The 17,469-nt window shown below is 63.2% G+C and carries 4 protein-coding genes; all 4 read right to left on the bottom strand.

Going from position 1 to position 17,469, the window contains the following annotated elements; genetic code table 11:
- Positions 1 to 37 precede the first annotated feature (37 nt).
- From AB4Z18_RS04865 to AB4Z18_RS04850, 4 genes are read right to left on the bottom strand one after another with little or no spacing between them, the layout of a single operon-like run.
- Positions 38 to 2,314, bottom strand: a complete 2,277-nt coding sequence (locus tag AB4Z18_RS04865) for a 3'-5' exonuclease (RefSeq protein ID WP_441781564.1) — start codon at positions 2,312 to 2,314, stop codon at positions 38 to 40.
- A 1-nt stretch (position 2,315) separates the two neighbouring features.
- A complete protein-coding gene (locus AB4Z18_RS04860) occupies positions 2,316 to 8,741 on the bottom strand; it encodes a DEAD/DEAH box helicase (protein ID WP_441781563.1) in 6,426 nt (2,141 codons plus the stop codon).
- A complete protein-coding gene (locus AB4Z18_RS04855) occupies positions 8,738 to 13,417 on the bottom strand; it encodes a DNA methyltransferase (RefSeq protein ID WP_441781562.1) in 4,680 nt (1,559 codons plus the stop codon). The genes AB4Z18_RS04860 and AB4Z18_RS04855 overlap by 4 nt, the downstream gene beginning before the upstream one ends.
- Complete coding sequence (locus tag AB4Z18_RS04850; RefSeq protein WP_441781561.1) at positions 13,418 to 16,321, bottom strand: helicase-related protein; 2,904 nt, start codon at positions 16,319 to 16,321, stop codon at positions 13,418 to 13,420. It lies immediately after the preceding gene.
- Between the last annotated feature and the right edge of the window lie 1,148 nt (positions 16,322 to 17,469).

Raw genomic sequence — 17,469 nt, 5'->3', positions numbered from 1 at the left:
GCGACCACCCATCCAACACCGTTGCAGAGCGACCGCATTACTTCACGGATCGAATCTGGGGCGAATCACGTATGCCCAGCAAAGCCGAAGGCGTGCCCTTCCAGGAGACAACCAGACCGTCGCGGGCTCGACTCGCTGCCACGTAAAGCAACGAACGCTCCCTCAGCAGCGCATCGGCAAGCTCTTCTGGAGCGATGTCCTTGATAACCCACTGATTCGGGATCGTGCCGTCCGATACGTCAAACAAGACCACCCTCGAGAACTCCATGCCCTTAGCGGTGTGCATCGTCAGGACAACGGGCTGCTTCGCCGCGGAGCGTGCGGACGTGAGCAGAGTCACCGATTCGCCGCGCTGCGCGAGACCGTCTTGGACCTTCTTGGCTTGGTTGTTCGATCTTGCCAAAACGGCGATCGTCGGCGGCGCCACGCCCTCGTCGATCCATTCGCGAATCAGTTCCGCGATATTGCCAACTTGTTCCTCGTCGGACTTCGCCGGCAGCAGCACGGGCGCAGGCCCACGTCTCGCTGAGCGATAGCCAGCGACGCTCTCGAGTGCGGCTTCGCTATCGAGATAGTCGGCACCGGCGAGCACACCCAGCGCGAACTGTAGGTTCTGCTCGGTGGTTCGATAGTTGAGCGTAAGTCTACGGGAGCGGCCGGTGATCTTGATGCCGTATCGCGATAGCACGACGTGATGACCGTAGATTCGCTGATGCGAGTCTTCTGCAATGAAGAGGTCATTCTGTTGCGGGCTAACCAATGCCCTCAGAAGCTTCCAGTGCGAGGGTATGAGGTCCTGGCCCTCATCAACGAGTACGTGGTCGGAGACCGTGCTACCGCTCGCACGTTGTGTCTCAAGCCATGCAGCGCCAATTTCGGCGACCTCGGCAAAGCTCAGCGCGCCGGAAAGCCTCGCGGACTTTCGGTACTGTTCCACAACGGACCAGAGCGCGGCTCGCTTCTTGCGATCCAGCGCCACCCCGCGGCCCGGACGTCGGATCGACAGATAATCGTCCCAGGTCGTCACTCGACTTGGGAGCACAACCTGGAGATACTCGGCTTCGAAGAACGCTGGGTTGAGGATGGACTCGGGCAGGTCCGGGTCAATGTCGTCGATCGCGTCCTGCCACCCGTCGGCATTCGAGCGGAGAACCGCCGCCTGATCGAGCGGGACACCGAGTACAGCCAGAGCTGCGAGCCCGAAATCCTTTCCTGCCCGATCCCTCACTTCCGCGGCGAGGGCATCGATTCCCTTCACCAGAACGCCCGTGTCGCCAAGGGTCGTGGCTGTTTGGATCGACGGGTCGAGGCGTTCCAGGTCGCGCTGGAGGTTCCCTGCCAGTGCCTTCGTGAATGTCGTGAGCACGGTGCGGGTGCCGGGGTCTGCCTCTTGCAGGTGACGTGACCGGTGGAGCAATACGACGGTCTTTCCGGTGCCGGCCCCGCCCGAGAGCCGGAACGGCCCGTTGTAGTTCTGGGTCGCGTACTTGCGCTGCTCCGGGTGGAGGAAGACGCGCCAGGCTCCGAAATCCTCGTCCTCGAGAACGCGTCGAAGCTCCTCATCATCCTCGACAAAAGTGAACTGCATCTGCGCCGCAGGGTGTTTGAGCGACGACAGTATTCGTGCATCCTCGGACGGCGGCGCCGTGTCCTCCGCTACTGTCTCATCCTCGATTGCATTGTCGAGTCCCAGATCTGAGCGGATCTTCTCAATAGAGTCGCCGACGGCGAGTCCGAGTGCGGCCGCGCTCTGCCACTCGTTCTCAAGACGTTCGGCCGACTCAAGCAACGAATGCTCGTCCGTGGCGGCGAGCAGTGAGACCGCCACCGACTCGCTCAGGCCAAGGCCCTCCACAAGGTCGGTGCGCGAATAGCCTCGGGTTTCAAGGTAGGAGGCGGCTGGTGCGACTTGGACCGCCGCGCTCTCTTCGCCTTGCCACGCAGCTGCGATCGGCGCGGCATAGGGGGCGTCCGCTGGAGCCGTCACTTCGATCAGCTCTGCGATTCCGTTAATCGGGTTCACCTGAAGCTTGCGGGTGCGTGCCCGTTCTATTGCTTCGTCGTGCGGCCACGTTCCTGCGTACACGTAGGTGTGCTCGGCCTCGCCGACGTCGAGGCGGTAGAGAACCGCTCGAAGGCTCTGGTCGACGCGAGCCGTCCGCGCTCGAGAGTCGACGGAGTTCTGCATCTTCTCGATATGGAGCCCCGCTGACGTATCGTCCTCGGTCAGTTTCGAAAGGAAGTTGAGGATCTTCGCCTTCACCGATTTGTCGTGGTCCTGGCCTTTCACTTTGGTCAGCACGATGTGGGGCATGTCAGCTTCTCTTCTCGTCGAGCGCGGCGATGATGGCAATGGCGTCTAATCCAACGACCATCCACCCCGCGTCAGTCAGTTCGTGGATGTCAGACTCGGACAGATCAGCGCTGGCGGCTACGCGCTCCGTGGTCCAGACCAGCGAGACAGGGATGCCGTCGCCGAGTTCCAGCCCGATGTCGGGTGGCGAAACCGATCCATCGTTTGCCAAGGACACAAGCACGGCAGCCTCTTGGTCGTTTGCTTCGGCGAGTGCCTGTCGCCAGTTCTGATCAATCTCTTCGCTGACGAGTTCGGGTTTGCCTTCGGACGTCGCGGCACCGGAGGCGATTTCGCTGAACGCGACGATTCGCGCAGCGCTCGGGGAGGTATTCGGCCCTAAGACGTTGGCCAGCCGGAGCCACAGCCGCCACGCGTCGGGGAAGCCGGCGCCCTGGAGCGTCGCGCTACGGTCGTCGACGGCCAGGACGCATTCCGTCGTGCCGTTCTGATCGAGCAGGCGTCCCACCAGTGCTGTAGCTCCGAGCCGGAGCAGGAAAGTGTCGGGTTGATCGGTTGCAGCGATGTACGCACCCGAGAGCGCTTTAACCGCCACCTCGTCGAGGCCCAGTCCTTCTCGATCGATGAATGTCCCCATCGGATTCATCACGAGAACGGGTAGCGATCTCGCGATACCGGCCCACCGTTTCTGGGCCGAGACGGGGTCCTGAATCCAGTCCATGATCTGGTTGATCGGGTTGGCGACGATGTGATCGAGCGAACTGAGCGACAGCCCGAAATGGCCCGTGAAATTGGCCGCGACGTCCTTGCTGAACCACGCAGCACTGGGCTCGGGTTGTGCCTTCTCGGCGCGCTCAACGTCGTCCCAGGTCACAGCGATGACGTGGTATCCGAGATCCCGTGCCCCGCGTCGTTTTGCGGCGTCATCAGCGATGCGGTTGTGGGCGACCGTGGCGTGGAATGCTCGCCCGTCGGTGTAGATCGCGAGGGGTATCACCCCGCCGCCGTGGCTCTCGAGCACAAAATCGGGCGTCGTGTGTCCCAAAGGGACCTGGGGCCGCAACAACCAGATTCGTCGCGAACCGGGCACGGTCACCTGGACCTTGTTGCCCCAGTCTCCCGCGATCTCCTTGACGGTCGCACCGAGGGCACGTGCGCGATCGATGAACACCTTGCGGAAGTACTGCTCGATGACGGACTCTCCGGACTCCTGTCCGTTATCGACCTGCGTAACCGTCCAGCTTCCTGGCTCACCGTCGGAATCGACGTCGAGGAGCTTCCTCAGCGCTTGCTCTGCGCTGGCACGGGCAACGTTCTCGCCGTTTCTTCCCGGCGCGAACGGGAGAACACACCTATGACAGGCATTGCGGTTCTCGTTCGCGCACGGGCAATCCCGAACAATCCGCCACGCGGTCTCGAAGACCGATCGGATCTGGGGGACATTGGCCAGCTCGGCGAGATACCCGGTACCTCCGGGCACGGAATCGTGAATGAGGAGCGATGGGATGTTGTCGCCACCGTCGCTCAGAACGGGATCGACGATGCTCACCACACGCAGGTGATCGGGGTCTCCGCCGAGGGTTTCTCGCAGTCCGAGCATAATTGCCGCAACAAGGCTCGGGACGGCCAGACTGTCACCTATCGTGAGCGCCAGCGGCAGGCGGAGCACCACTCCCTGGGTCGTCAGCGTTCTGCTCAGCGCGAGATTAGTCACATGCTCGGAGGTTGAGGTCCGATACGGACACCAAAATCGATGCTCCCGCCGACTGTTGGCATTGGCCGCGCTGTCGAGCTTTCCACACACCTCGCATACCCGGAACAGGGAGCTCTGTCGTTCTTCGCCAGCGATGATTTTTGATGGGCTGAAGCCTCCGATCCGGCCGAGATTGAGCCAGCGGATCGTCAGGTCGCGAACGTACTTGACGCCGAAGCCCGTCTCAGCGACGAACCACTGGTTCGTGACTGAGGCTGGGTCGATGTCGGCTGCGACATGGATCGAGAATCGGGTCCGCTCGCGATCATCGCGACGATCGTTGATCGTGGCCTCATCACGTCGAACTTCGGCCGATACCCGCTCGAGCTCGACCACGCTCATCCGTTGGGCCGCGTCGGCGATTGCCTTCGAACCGCATCGTGGACACGTGTTTGGTGCAGGCGAGAGGGCCGTGTCCTGCGCGAATCCGCACGCCGGGCAGTAAATCCATTCCTTGACGGCTTCGCCTTCGATACCGAGGTCGACGGCGTCGATAGCGATCTCAGCTCCCTGCGCATAGAACGTGGCGCCGGGCGCGAGTTCGCCGAGAGCAACCCCGGCCCCGCGCTCGTAGGTGATCGCATCGTTCTGGAACTCTCCCGTGTCGGGCTCGATCCAGGACAGCGCAACATCGAGGCGCACCGCGTCGTCGAGGAGAGTGTAGTTCGGTAGGAGCCCGAACCGCTCAAGCGCCCCGATCCACGGCTCGTTCCTCAGCTCCTGGAGGACTCTCGAGACCAGTTTGTAGGAGGCTCGGGCGGCTCGCGCTTCCGTCTTCAGTTCCTCGGTCGCGGCTGGATGGTCGGCCTCCTTCTCGAGGCGCTCTAGCGCTTCAGAGACGGCCTTTCGACGATGTTTCAGTAACGAGAGCTCGGCATTCCACCGCTGCACCGCGTGCCGGGCCGCTTCTGCAAGTCCGCTGCTTCCGGGTTCCGTACCGGGTGCTGCCCACGCCCGGAGCGAATCGACGCTGGAGGCGCTCAGCCCCGGAAACGCGCCAAGGAAGTCTGCGGTACGCGCTGCGTGTTCTTGCTCCGCATCGGAGATCAGGTCTCCCAGGAAGCTCCGCTCCTCCGTGGAGGCGAGAACGTCACGCGCCCGAGTGGGCGGCGCGAGCAATCCGGATGCGCGCCGGTCGATGAGCCCCGCGAGGTACTGCCTGCGCAGGATCTCTTCGGCGTTGAGGTAGGTGGCCGGTGCCCGCACCTGACCGTTGATGACGGAGAGGGGGTCGCCGATCTTCGGCAGCTGTTCTCCTCGTCCCGTCACGAACGCCAGCGAAAGCGAGTTTCCGGTGAGACGTCCGGCGCGGCCGACTCGTTGCAGGTACGACGCAACGCTCCTGGGCAGCCCGGCCAGCATCACGGTCGACAGATCGCCGATGTCGATGCCCATCTCAAGCGTCGGCGTGGCAACGAGCACATTTGGAGCGTCAGGTTGGTCGCTGCCGGACTTGAAGCTGGTCTCATAGTCCAGGCGGATGGCGTCATCGAGCAGGCCCGTGTGCTCGCGCGCCACGACCCTCCGCATGTCACCGCCGCCGTAGAGCCGGCGGTAGTAGTTGTCTGCGGCACCTTCTCGTCGGAGCGTCCCTGGGCATCGTGCTGCAGTGCAGGGCCCGTCTGCGAGTTGATCGATGACCTGTGCCGTCCCGGTGACCGGGTTCTGACAAATGTCGCAGACGAGCAGGTGGCGCCGCAGCACCCAATCGTCCAGGCGAATCGGAGTGACGGTGACCCGGCTCGGGCTCAGTTGATAGGCGATCGCGCCGGATGCGCCGATGGGCACGGCACTGATGACGCCGTCGGCCGCCAAATGCGCTAGAAGCGATTTGCTCAGTCGCGCACCATCGCCCGCGGTGACACGGAGCACCTTGCGCGTCCACACCGCGAACCAACTTTGGGGAGAAGTCACCACGTCGAGCTGCGTCTTTTGATTGTCCTTGCCCCCTGGAGCCGGGCCGCCTACCCGTGGGTATCCGGGCGCATCCCGTCCCTCTGGGAACGCCGGCATGCCCTCGCCGCGGGGGCGGCCGCCCCAGACGGCCCAGCGCCGGCCATCGCTTTCGATGTATTTGGTGAACCACTCGTGTTGGATGGCTCCGCGGTCGCGCATCCGCTCGAGAACGCCTCGAACCCACAGCACGACGGTTTCTGGATACCGCTCTGCGGGTTCGATCTCACCGAGCTGCGCTTCTCGAGTGAAACCGTCGAGCGCGGTGCGTCCGATGCTCTCCAATTTCGACGGGGCACCGGCGTCTACTTCGGCGGCAACGGAGCCAGTGAGTTCGAGCGTTCGACCGACGCGGGACTGTAACCCGAACTCAAGTTCGACGTCGAGGAGGAGCCTTTTGCGCACCCTTCGCACGACCGGGGCCGGGACGGCGCGGGCTGTCGGCTTTTCCCAGAATGGTCGGAACTCGGCCCGTTCTGCGACGTCCGGCCCGAGCAGCCGATACCGTTTGAACCGGTCATCGCCGGCCAGTTTCAACAGTTCGTCGACGAGTGCATCGAGCGCGATCGGATAATCGCCGATGGCTTCTCGAATCGCGTTGCGAAGCGTGAAGACGTGCGATCGGCTCTGTACGAACCCAGCGCGATGCGCTGCATCCTGCACGCTGTCGGTGAAGACGAGCGCCTTCTTCTCGCTGCCGTCGAGCCGCGCGTCTCCGAAGATGGTGGTCACCGCGACGGAGAGCATGGTCGCGATGGCGCTACCGAGAAAGCGGATGCCGTCGGCCCGCTGACATGACGGGCAGGTATCGTTGCGCGAGTCGTCATCTGCATCTTCGCCGGTCAACGCTAGAACCGGGAGCACCTGGCCCCGCTCGAATGCGTCGCCCGACAGATCCGGGGTCTCTGGGCTGACCTTGCGTTCGACTGTCCAGAACCAGCGCAATCCCTCCATGGGAGGGGCATCGTGATCGCCCGTGATGCTCGGATCGTGATCGGCCTCGGCTGGCGCGTACATCAGCGCACGGAAACGCCCCTCCCGTGCCAGATGGTTTCGACGGATGGCGGCGTCGTCAGTGTCGAGGTCGTATCCGGTCGGGGCAAGCTGCACACCCCACCCGCTTCTGCCGCAGTGACGACAGTAAACCGCCGGATATTCGGGCCGCCCTTCAATCTCGAAAGGGTCGACGCTGTCCGTGACGTCGCTCAAACCATCGTCATCCCACCGGAACGCCGTGGTCGGCCCAGCAACACGGTTGATGCGTGTCAGCGCACGGGTCCAGAGGTGCAAGTCGACGGAAAGTGCGGCCCGGCCGACGAGGAAACGCACGTGACTCAGTGCTCCAATGATTGCGGCGAGGACCTCGTGTCTTGCGGCGGCGCGGTCTTCATATGTTTCCGTCGACGCGAGTCCGGCAGGTAGAACGGCCTCAGCAAGTTCGGTCAGCGACACGGCGAATTCCGCCCCGCGGGTCAGGTCGTGAGTGAACGGATGCGCCTGCGTCAGGGCCAGTGCGAATTCTGGATCGTCTCGCAGCCGACGCGAGTGCGGCTCGATCCAGCCGTCGTACAGGGCAGAGAATACGGCCTCCGTTAGGGCATCGGGCCCGCTCTCCTGCGAGCCTTCGCGAAGTGCCCGCACTCTGCTGGCCAGATTCGAAATCATCGCATTGTCCACCCGGGCGGCCGCAAGCCCGGCGCGTTCGATCTCCGCGGGTGCGCCATCCGCCCAGTCTTCGAGAGTCAGTCGTGTCTCGGTGATGACCGCGTCGTCATCGAACTGCTGCCCGAAGACCGTTTCAGCAAAGGTCAGCATCGCCTTGGGATCTTCCCTGTCGCCGAGCGTCGCCGACGTCGCGACCGGGGTCATCAAGCCGAGCGGACGCGCGTAGGCTTCCGCGTCGAGAAGCGGATGTTCGGACGGCCAGCCGCGCTTGAGAGCAAGACCGAGGCGGCGAAGAAGCATCGCGACGTCGGTGCCCTGTGCGCCGTCGTAGGTGTGGAACTCGTCGAGCACCAGATAGCGCAGGCTCGTGGCGCTCTCCTTCCACAGGTTCTGGTCGGCCGTGCGCAACAAGAGCTGATCAAGCATCTTGTAGTTAGTGAGCAGGATGTCGGGTGGGTCGGCCCGCATCGTTTGACGATCCGTGATCAGTCCGTCGGGGCTGACGACCGACCTATCCGGACCCTTCTGCCCGGTGTAAAGGGCGGCGCGAACGCCGGCGAGCGCCGGCTGAGTGGTGATGAGCTCGGTGAGTCGTCGAGCCTGGTCGTTGGCCAGGGCGTTCATCGGGTAGAGGATGAGCGCCTTAATGCCGGGCTCACCCGCGCGCTTGGCACGGATGACGTGGTCGAGGATCGGGTAGAGGAAGGCCTCGGTTTTGCCGGAACCGGTTCCTGTGGTTACCAGGGTCGCCAGCGGCCGCGGTTTGTCGGCGCTCAGGTTGGAGCTACTCAGTCGCTCGAATGCCCGGGCCTGATGACCGTAAGGAGCGAAGCCTTCGTGCCATTCGAGGCTGTCGCGCCACCCGTCATCGGCGGGTCGAAACGGAACACGCAAGCGAACGAACGGGCCCTTGAACACGCCATTTTCGGGGTCTGTGAGGAAGTCCTGCAGGGCGAGTCGTGCTTCCGGGTCGGACAAGGCGAAGGTCGTCGTGAGGTAGTCGACTAGACCTTCGCGGATGTCGTCGGCCTGGATACTCGGAAGCAGCTCGCTCAAAACTCTCCCTGGAGGATGCGCTCGAAGTGGGTGTATGCGTGCCGCATGTCCGCTTCTCGGTCGAGCGTTGTGAACGGCAGCTCGTACACGTACGTGTTGCCGCTCGCATTGGTCGCCGTGCGTTCGTCCGAGCTGATGCGTTCGCCCTTGGTGCGCCACATTCTGAGGACATCATTCGGAACGAGTCGGCCGTTCGCATCGTAGTAGTACGTGTTGCGGTCGTACCCGTAGAGCACCGCGAACTGGACGCGGTAGATGGTGCACAATTCGTCAGCTGTGAGTCCAAGTGCCAATGCGACGATTGCATCGATTTCCACGAGTGCCTGACGTCTGTCGGAAGCTCGCCTCAACGGAGTCGAGGGGGTCCAATCAAGCTCAACATCGTTGAGCTCCCTTCTTCCGGGGTAGTCGATACCCCCCGCCCACGTTTCCCCCGGACCAGATTCTGTTCCCGCGAGCGACCAGAGGGATCTATACGCATCGGTCGTGCAGGTGAGACGCAGATATCTGAGGGCCAACGCTCGACCAAAAACACCGAGGTCAGGAAGAGGCATTCTCGCGATTGTGGCGAAAAGTATCTCTGATTTTGAAACCGATCGAACACTGAAGTCGGCAACGAGGCTGGAAATCGCCGCCGCGGCGTGAACCAGCGTCAGGCTGTCCTGGACGCCTACCGCAAACGTGTGGACCGGATGGACGTGCGCTGCGCCGGGCGGGATTACTGCCGAGATGAGGGTCCTCTCCCCCGTGTTAGCGGCCATTCGTCTCCACGCGACACGGTAAAGGTCCCGAGCCGGAACGCGTGCTGGCCCCCAGTGCGTGTACGCGGCATCGTAGCGGGGGGCGCTGATTGCCGGCTTGTATGCGGTAATCGGGAGCGCGTCTTGAGGCAACGCCTCCAGGTCGATCGCTGACCAGTCCTGATTGTGCAGCATCGTCTCGTTCGGCGACTTGTAAAAGGGATTGGCGACGAACAGGTGTGGGCCCTGCAAGATTGCGTCCTTCCACGACGTGATCTGCCCCCATTCCTTCACGAAGTAGCCCTTATTGAAATCGGTCGTCTCGTTCCATCCTTGTGAGAATTCGAGACCAAGGTCCCCAAGCCGCTTCGCCCGAGACAGCTTGTCAAGCACGGCAGCGGTCGCACGGTTTACCGCGTAGACCATTCGTGTTTGGTGCACCGGAACTGCGCCGTCTTCGAGTACCGCATGCCATGTCAGGAGCGTCTCATCTCTAACGGAGACGATCCGATTTCGATGAGGACGAAGGTCCCAATGGCCATCTGGATCCTTGAGCCCAGGCTCCTCTCCCGAGCCGTCGTGAAGGTACGAGCGCTCGACAGTATCTGGATGATAGAGGGAAGTCGCCATGTCGAAGCGAACGCGCTCGACGGGACCGTAAACATGCACTCCGTACGACACAAGATGGTGAATCTCAAACAGTTGCAGTTCATTGACAAACTGCCAGTGGCGCCGTAGCCGAGAATATGCCGAAGACCGCAGCGGTCCGGCTTTCTCGTCTGTGAAATGCGTCTCAGGGTGGATGAGCCCGATGACCCCGCTCTCCCTGTTGTGCCTCCAAGTCTGTTCCATGAAACACCGGTAGAGGTCCGGCCGGAGTCCCTGGAGAAGTGGATAGCTCACGACGTGGGACAAGGACGCTCTTGTAGCGAGAACATCTAGAAGGTCAGCGAGATACGCGGAGCGCGCGGGCCCCAGCTCGAGCACTTTCTGCCGGTGGTTCGCGAAGCTTGCCGTTGATGGTTTATTTGTAAGGGCAAACCAAACGTCATGTTCGGCAAGTGAGGCAGTCTCGTCAAATTCGGGTCGCACCCATGGCGGGTTCCCCACTTGCAGGTCAAAACCTCCTGCGGCGAAGACTGTCGCGAAATCGAGTTCCCAGTGGAAGAAACCTCGCTGAGCAGCCAGGCGTTCAGCGACCCCGAGCCACGGGTGCGTCGCGACAACGACGTTGACGTCAAGCGCTCCTGCGAACCCGAGGTCGAGCTCTTCCGCATCCCCCAGCGCCTCCCACCCGGTCGGCAGCCCCAGCGTTTCGCCCCCTGCGGTTCTGCCTGTCTTCTTGCCCTCGAAGTGCGTGCCGAGGAGCCCGGTGAGTCCCGCGATCCACTGATCGAGGGAGGGCGGCTGCTCGCCTCGCGTGACCGTGTCCGTGAGCGGCCAGAACCACAGCGCGTTCCACGCGTCCATGACGCGATGAAGGCGCTGGAACGAGCCCTGCGCATCCTGAAGCTTTCGCTCGATCTCCTCGCGCGAGACCGCCTCGGCAACGAGTTCGTGCTCGGTCGTCCATTCGGCGCCCCATAGCGGGATCGCACGACGGACTTCTCGTTCGGCGATGTCGAGGCGGCGCAGCGCGAATTGCCAGAGCGTCTCCACCCGGAGGGCGAGGTTCACCAGCTGATCGAGCTGCTTCTTGGACGGCTTGGCCTTGATCGCCGTGCGCCACTTCTTGAGGGCGGCGAGAGCCTCCGGAGCCAACTCTTTGGCTTCCTTCGCTTCGACCGCGCTCCCCCAGCCGTCCGCCGGCAGCAGAAATTGGTGGATCGCGCCGGAAGCCTTGCCCGCAACACGACCCTCGAGGAGGTTTTCGGCAAGTTCCGTCAGCGGAATATCGCGTGGTGCCTCCTTGAGCCACGCCTTGCTGTTCACCTGGTCCCGCGTGTACACGGCCCGGCGGGCTCCGATAAGCGAATTGCCACGCTTGAGGTGGAGTCCGAACCATGGCGCGGCCAGCCCGCTCACCATGGTGTCCAGCCAGAGCGAGATCTCAGCCAATTCCACGGCGGTCGCGTTCAGGTCCACGCCGTAGACCTGATGGAGGGCGATCGACGCCTTCACCCGCTGCAACTCGGTCGGATACTGGTCGGGGTCGATCTTCGTACCGAGCTCGGCCTGACGCCGTTTCAGATACTCCTCGGCGAGCTGCCTGACCGCTTCGATGGCGAACGCACCGGAACCGAGCGCGGGCTCGCACACGCGCATCGTGAGGATTTCCGCCGCGGAGGTGATGCGATCATCCCGATCCATCAACTCCGCGAGGGCCTGCGACACCGTGAACCGGGTGAGCACTTCGGGGGTGTAGTACGACGCGGACTGCTGGCGCTCGCGCCCAGCGAGCCGGAAGACGAAACTTCCGGCGTTATGCAGTGCGGGCCGTGTTTCGCCGGTCAACGGATCGGTGACCTGCACGAAATCGACCGCATCGATCCCCGAGGAACGCTCGACTGGGACCACCCAGGAGCCTTTTTCGTCGTCGCCGCCCTTGGCGACCTCATACATATCAGTCTCCGCGAAGAAGCCGGTGTACGACATCAGGCCCTCGTACACCGCGCCCAGCTGGTTGATCCCCAGGTTCGCGTAGCTGATGAATCCACGGTCGGTGCCCGTCCGTTCCTTGCTTAGCAGGAGGTACGCAAGCACCTCCTGCAGTGCGGCGTCGCCGAGCTTAACCTCGTCGATGAGTGCGACGGCTTGGGGGAGGAAGAGGTCGGCTTTGAGGCTGTTGAACACGAGCCCGTTTCCGCTGGACGATCCGCTGCTTGCCGCGGACATCGACTCGCTGTGGTGCCCGACGTCGACCAGCCGGAACAGGAGCGCGAGCGACTCGTAGATGTGAGTTCGGTGCGCCGCGTCGTGGCTCAAGTCGACCTGCACGAGCTCGCGCAGTCTGTCGAGGCTGTACCCCTCTTCATAGTCCGCATCGTTCGTCGGAAGCACTTCGAGCTCGGGCGACGCCTCGGCGAAGAGCAGGAACAGTATCCGGTACAGATACCGCAGCGCCTGCTTTCCTAGGGGCTGCGCGAACTCCGCGCCGAGTGGTGGTAGCCCTCCACTACGCCGGCGTCGCACCACCTCATTGGCAATGATCTCGATCGACTGCCGCACGCCTTCGCGCAGGTCTTTGGAAACCCCCACGGTGTGCTTGACAGACTCGGCGAGCACGCCGGTCCACCACACCGTCCCATCCGACTGGGGAACCAGGGATTCCGCAGCCAGGCATGCGACCGCGCTATCGATCTCGCCGCCGCGCGCGGTGTGATGGCGGTCGGCCACGAGCTGAAGGTCGACAGCGAGATAGCGGCCCTCGGGCCAGTGTTCGCGATCGGTCAGCAGCGCCCATTTGCCGGCGAAGACCACGGCGAAGCCGACTCCCTCGTTCTCGACGAAGACGGAGGAGAGCAGACGCGCGACGGAGGTAATCGGATGATTGTCCTGTTCCGGCGGAAGGTACGGTTCAAGAAGGATGGCGTTGTCACGCTGCAGAACCTCTTCAACGGACTCGACAGCGACGGCCTCGATGGCCGCGAGCGCCGCGCCTTCTTGCTGGTCGATCGGGGCGATGAGCGTGAGCGGTCCGCGTGTTTCGCGTCGAAGCGCCGGCCCGTTGTATCCGAGAGCCGCGCGAAGCGGCTCGTAGATTCGAGCCCGTAATTCGTCGGCGGGCACGCCCTCCGCCAGAGTCGCGAACGCGCTCGATAGGTCGCCTCGCGCGGCCAGGAACTGCGAGCGCGCGGTCATCGCTCCGGCTGTCCCCGACTCGTCCCATTCCTTACGGGCCTGAAGTACTCGAGCGAGAAACGATTGCGATTTCGAGTCGGTCGTGAAGTAGTGCTCGCTGATCCACTCTTCGCCGACGATGAACGCATCCGACACTTACTTCTCCTCCACATCGCCGGCGGGAACAACGACCAGCAGCGGTCGTACCAACGTTTGCTCGGGAAGCATCGACTCGGCGATCTGACGTTCTTGCTCAACGGTCGTCCGACGCGATCGAAGCTCCGCAATCTGCGTCAGGCCGGTTGCCGCTTGCTGCCACTGATCAACTCGATCCGACCACTCGGCCACCCGCCGATGCACGTCCTCGCCGGCAGCGGCCGCGAGGGTGCGCATCTGGCTTATCGCCTGCGACACTGCCGGCGCGATGATCGCCTGGAGCTCATCCGTGATGTCAACGGGGCCGCTATTGACGAGCTGCCCGGTTAGCCCCGCGGCAGCGATCGCGGCACCGGCTGAGGGATGCGCGGAGACTAGCGCGAACTCCGGCGTATCTAGCATCGGAACTTCGACGGTCAGGTACGACGCGGCAACAGTCTGACCACGTCGATTCGTGAGGGTGCCCACTAGCACGACCGTCGGTGAACTCACGTCACCGCGGATGGCGAACACCTCATTTCGCCCGAGTCGCCCCAGAGCTCTGTCGCTGGCCCACTCGAGGACCGGGTGAAGCGGTCCCAGATAGTGTGCCTCCGGCCACAGCGTCCGCCCCTCCGGATCGTCGATGGCGTCCTGCAGCACCGTCTTGGCACGCTGTCGCGTCGTCGCGAGCATCAGGCGCTCTGTCACGTGTCGTTCGGCGAGGTAGCTCTGGGGCAGCACCGAAAGGCGCTGCTTGAGGTCCTTGCGTGGGGCGAGTTCCACGGTTCCATGTGCACCGTGCTCGCGCCAACTGACCCCTCCACCTCCATCCGGCGTCGCCGATGCGCCCGGGGTGGTGTAGACCTCGGTCAGTGCCTCGCGCAGGTAATCGAGTTCCGACGCGAACAGACCGTTTTCCGCGCCCTGGCCGGATGTGAGCGGAGCGGGCGCGAGATCCGGCGCTGTTCCCGCCAGTCGTGCCAGCAACGCACCGACCGAGTCTCCCGCCGTCAGCGCATGCTCAACCGCTGGAACGACCTGGTCGATGTTCGCCTGGTTCGCCAGGGCCTGTTTGATCGCCTCTTCTTCGGCTCCAACGTCGTATTTCCCCATAAGAGAGGCGGCGTCGCCCAGCGCGGTGTGGGCCTCTTCTTCACGCTCCAGAAGCCGCTGCAAGACGCGCACATCCCCCGAGAAATCCGCGTTATCGGGGCTGAGCAGCAGGGTCGTGATCTGTGGCCGCTGCCGCTGCCCGTATCGGTCGATACGACCGTTTCGCTGCTCGATCCGGATCAAGCTCCAGGGGATGTCGAAGTGGATAAGCTCGTGACACTGCGAGTGCAGGTTGACACCTTCGGATGCGACGTCGCCCGTGACCAGCACCCGGATCGGCGAGGACTGCTGCTTGAAGCTCTCGACGATTTCCTGCTGCTCGACGTCGGTCAGGCCGCCGTGAAGAATGCGGATCTGGTCGTCTTTGAGCTTGAGGTCGCGGCCCAGATTCTTGCGCAGCCAATCGAGGGTCGCGACGCGTTCGGAGAAGACGACGGCACGCACATCACTCGGCGAGCCTACGCTGATCGATCGCAGGTATTCGAGGAGTCGCACGTACTTCGCAGAGGGCTGATCGAGCGATGTCCTGGCGAGCACAAGGAGGTGCTCAAGCGCGTCACGTTCGCGGCGCTGCTCAATTGACAACGCAGTTCCCAGGCGACGGACGCGCTCGGAAATCGATTCGACGAGTGCCGCCGGCGAGGAAAGGAAGGCTTTGGCGAGGGTCCAGGGGAACAGCCCTTTGTTACTCCCGGAGTAGGGAGAGGACCCGGATTCGGGGTGAAGCCACACGCTCGAAAGCTCGTCAGCGACCGCGTTTTCCGCGGGCGACGCCGCGACGAGGAGATTCCGGGGCGGCATCCGTTCAGCCCAGTCCGCACCGACCTCACGGGCGACCTCCGGACTGTGACGATGGCGGCGGATGATGAGGCGGCGCACTTCATCCTCGATGATGTCTCCGTCGGGTGTGACTGCCGTCGGCTCCAACAGGCGGATCAGCTCTGCGAACGACTCCTTCTTTCCGTTGTGAGGAGTCGCGGATGCGAGGATGAGCGCCTCGGTGTTCGGCGCGAGGGTTTTCGCGAGTCGATTGTTCAGAGTCGCACCGGTGATGTTGTGCGACTCGTCGATGACCACCGCATCCCATCGCTGCTTCGCAAGGTGCGCACGGTACTTCTCCTGCTTGAGCGTGTCGATCGAGATGATCGCTCGCTTGTACAAGCTGAAGGGGTTGCGGGTCGCGGGCAGAGTCTGCCTCACCCGCTGGATGCCGACAGAGTCCAGGCGCACGAACGGTAGCGCGAATCGCGTCCACATCTCGTACTGCATTTGCTCGAGCACGTGGCGTGGAGTGACGATGAGGATTCGCTCCCCACGGCCGCGGCGCACCAGCTCCGAAAGGATCATGCCGATCTCGATTGTCTTCCCAAGACCCACAGCATCGGCGATTAGAATTCGCGGTCGAAGTGTCGCGGAGCTGAGCACCTGTCGCACCGCGGCCTGTTGGTAGTCGAGCGGATCCGACAACATTTGAGTGGAGACGGTTAGCTCGTCGGCTCCGAGAGGAACAGCAGTCTTCCGCAGCGTCGCCTCAAGCCACAGCTTCGCTCGTCGATACCCCGCCGAACTATCGCCCACAATTCGCGCCTGCGATGGGTCGAGCGGAGTGATCTCGTCAATAGATTCGTAAAAGGCCGCAGTCGTATCGCGCACCAGTTCGGAGAGACCCTGCACGCGAATCAGCGCACCGTCACCCGTCGACTCGACTGCCGTTACCAGCCACTCCATGTCTCGAACGACAACGACGGAGCCCGGCGCCACGTTCAGGCGCTCATCTTGCTTCCGCTCACCCGTCGGAGACAACGACATTCAGTTTCCTATCTGTGGCGAGGACGATCGTGGCGAAGTCGCACGGGCTGACGCACTGCGGAGCATTCTTGGCGGATGCACACCTCGTCGGATCGCCACCGAGTGGATGATCACACATGCAATGCGTGCATTCAGGCTACCGGGCTTGAACGGGACCACGTTTACCCCGCTTTGGGTGACGACAGACGTCCCAACGGGTTCGATCGTCCATCGACTGACCGTCGTTAAAGCCCGGGCATCCCCTCGTCGGGCGGCGCTACGCACCGCCCGACGAGGCAGAGTTCTCAGCGTCACCTTCGCGCTGCTAGGGATGAATGGTCACTGAACGCTGTCGCAGGTCAAGCACCCTGCGAGCCGACAGGCGGCTGCCCAATCGGACCTGCGCCATGCAACGCCCACCCTCGAGAGGCTCCCTCGGCACAGGTCAACCAGCGATCGGTCTGGCCGTGGACAGGGCTTGAGACGAGGTATCAATTGTTCACGGGCGCCGCGGGAGTTGTGTAGCAGACCAATGACCGGTCCGCAGAATGGCCCGAGCTTTTGTCACCGGGGAAAGTGACGAAGGGGGCCACCAAGACGAACGGAGACTAGAGATCGGAAATAACGATCGAACCCAAGCCAAGAGATGCACGAGACTAGGACCGAATCGAACCAGGAGCAAATGAAGCCAGAGCGAATGCACGTAGGCACTTCAGTGGAACGGCCCGCGAAGTCGTGCGCACAGAGGGTCCTTCAGCCTCACTTTCGGGCCCGATCTCGCTGCCTCTTTCCGCTGAGCGGATGCGGGTGCTTGCCCTGCCGGCAGGTAAGCTCTCCGGGGTTAGAGCTCGCTGATGATCGCGGCCCAGGGGCTGTCGAGCAGGTCGGAAGTGTCGCCTGTGTAGTGCGCGGTCGTGGTCACGCACGCCCCGCGGTTCGGGATGAGGATTCTGAACTGGCCGTAGATGTTCGGCAGGCTCCTTCGCGGCGTAGTGGCAATCGTCGTCTACTTCATCACCCGATAGCCGCCGGATCTCGGACGCCGCGAGCGGCGCTGCCCCTTGTCGTTTGAGGGCCTTTCCGTCGCCCGATCGTAGTTCGCTCCCGGTGCTCCGTGCCGGGCTTTCGCGGCATATCCTCGCTCCGCTGCGGTATTCCACGGTCCCGGC

This window comes from Leifsonia sp. 2TAF2, assembly GCF_052115085.1.
Classification (GTDB): Bacteria; Actinomycetota; Actinomycetes; order Actinomycetales; family Microbacteriaceae; genus Leifsonia.
This window is presented reverse-complemented; position numbering and strand designations above follow the sequence as displayed.

Bases quoted from the DNA above. Each gene is read 5' to 3' on its own strand.
- AB4Z18_RS04865 (WP_441781564.1), bottom strand. From the start codon at position 2,314: ATGCCCCACATCGTGCTGACCAAAGTGAAAGGCCAGGACCACGACAAA.
- AB4Z18_RS04850 (WP_441781561.1), bottom strand. From the start codon at position 16,321: ATGTCGTTGTCTCCGACGGGTGAGCGGAAGCAAGATGAGCGCCTGAAC.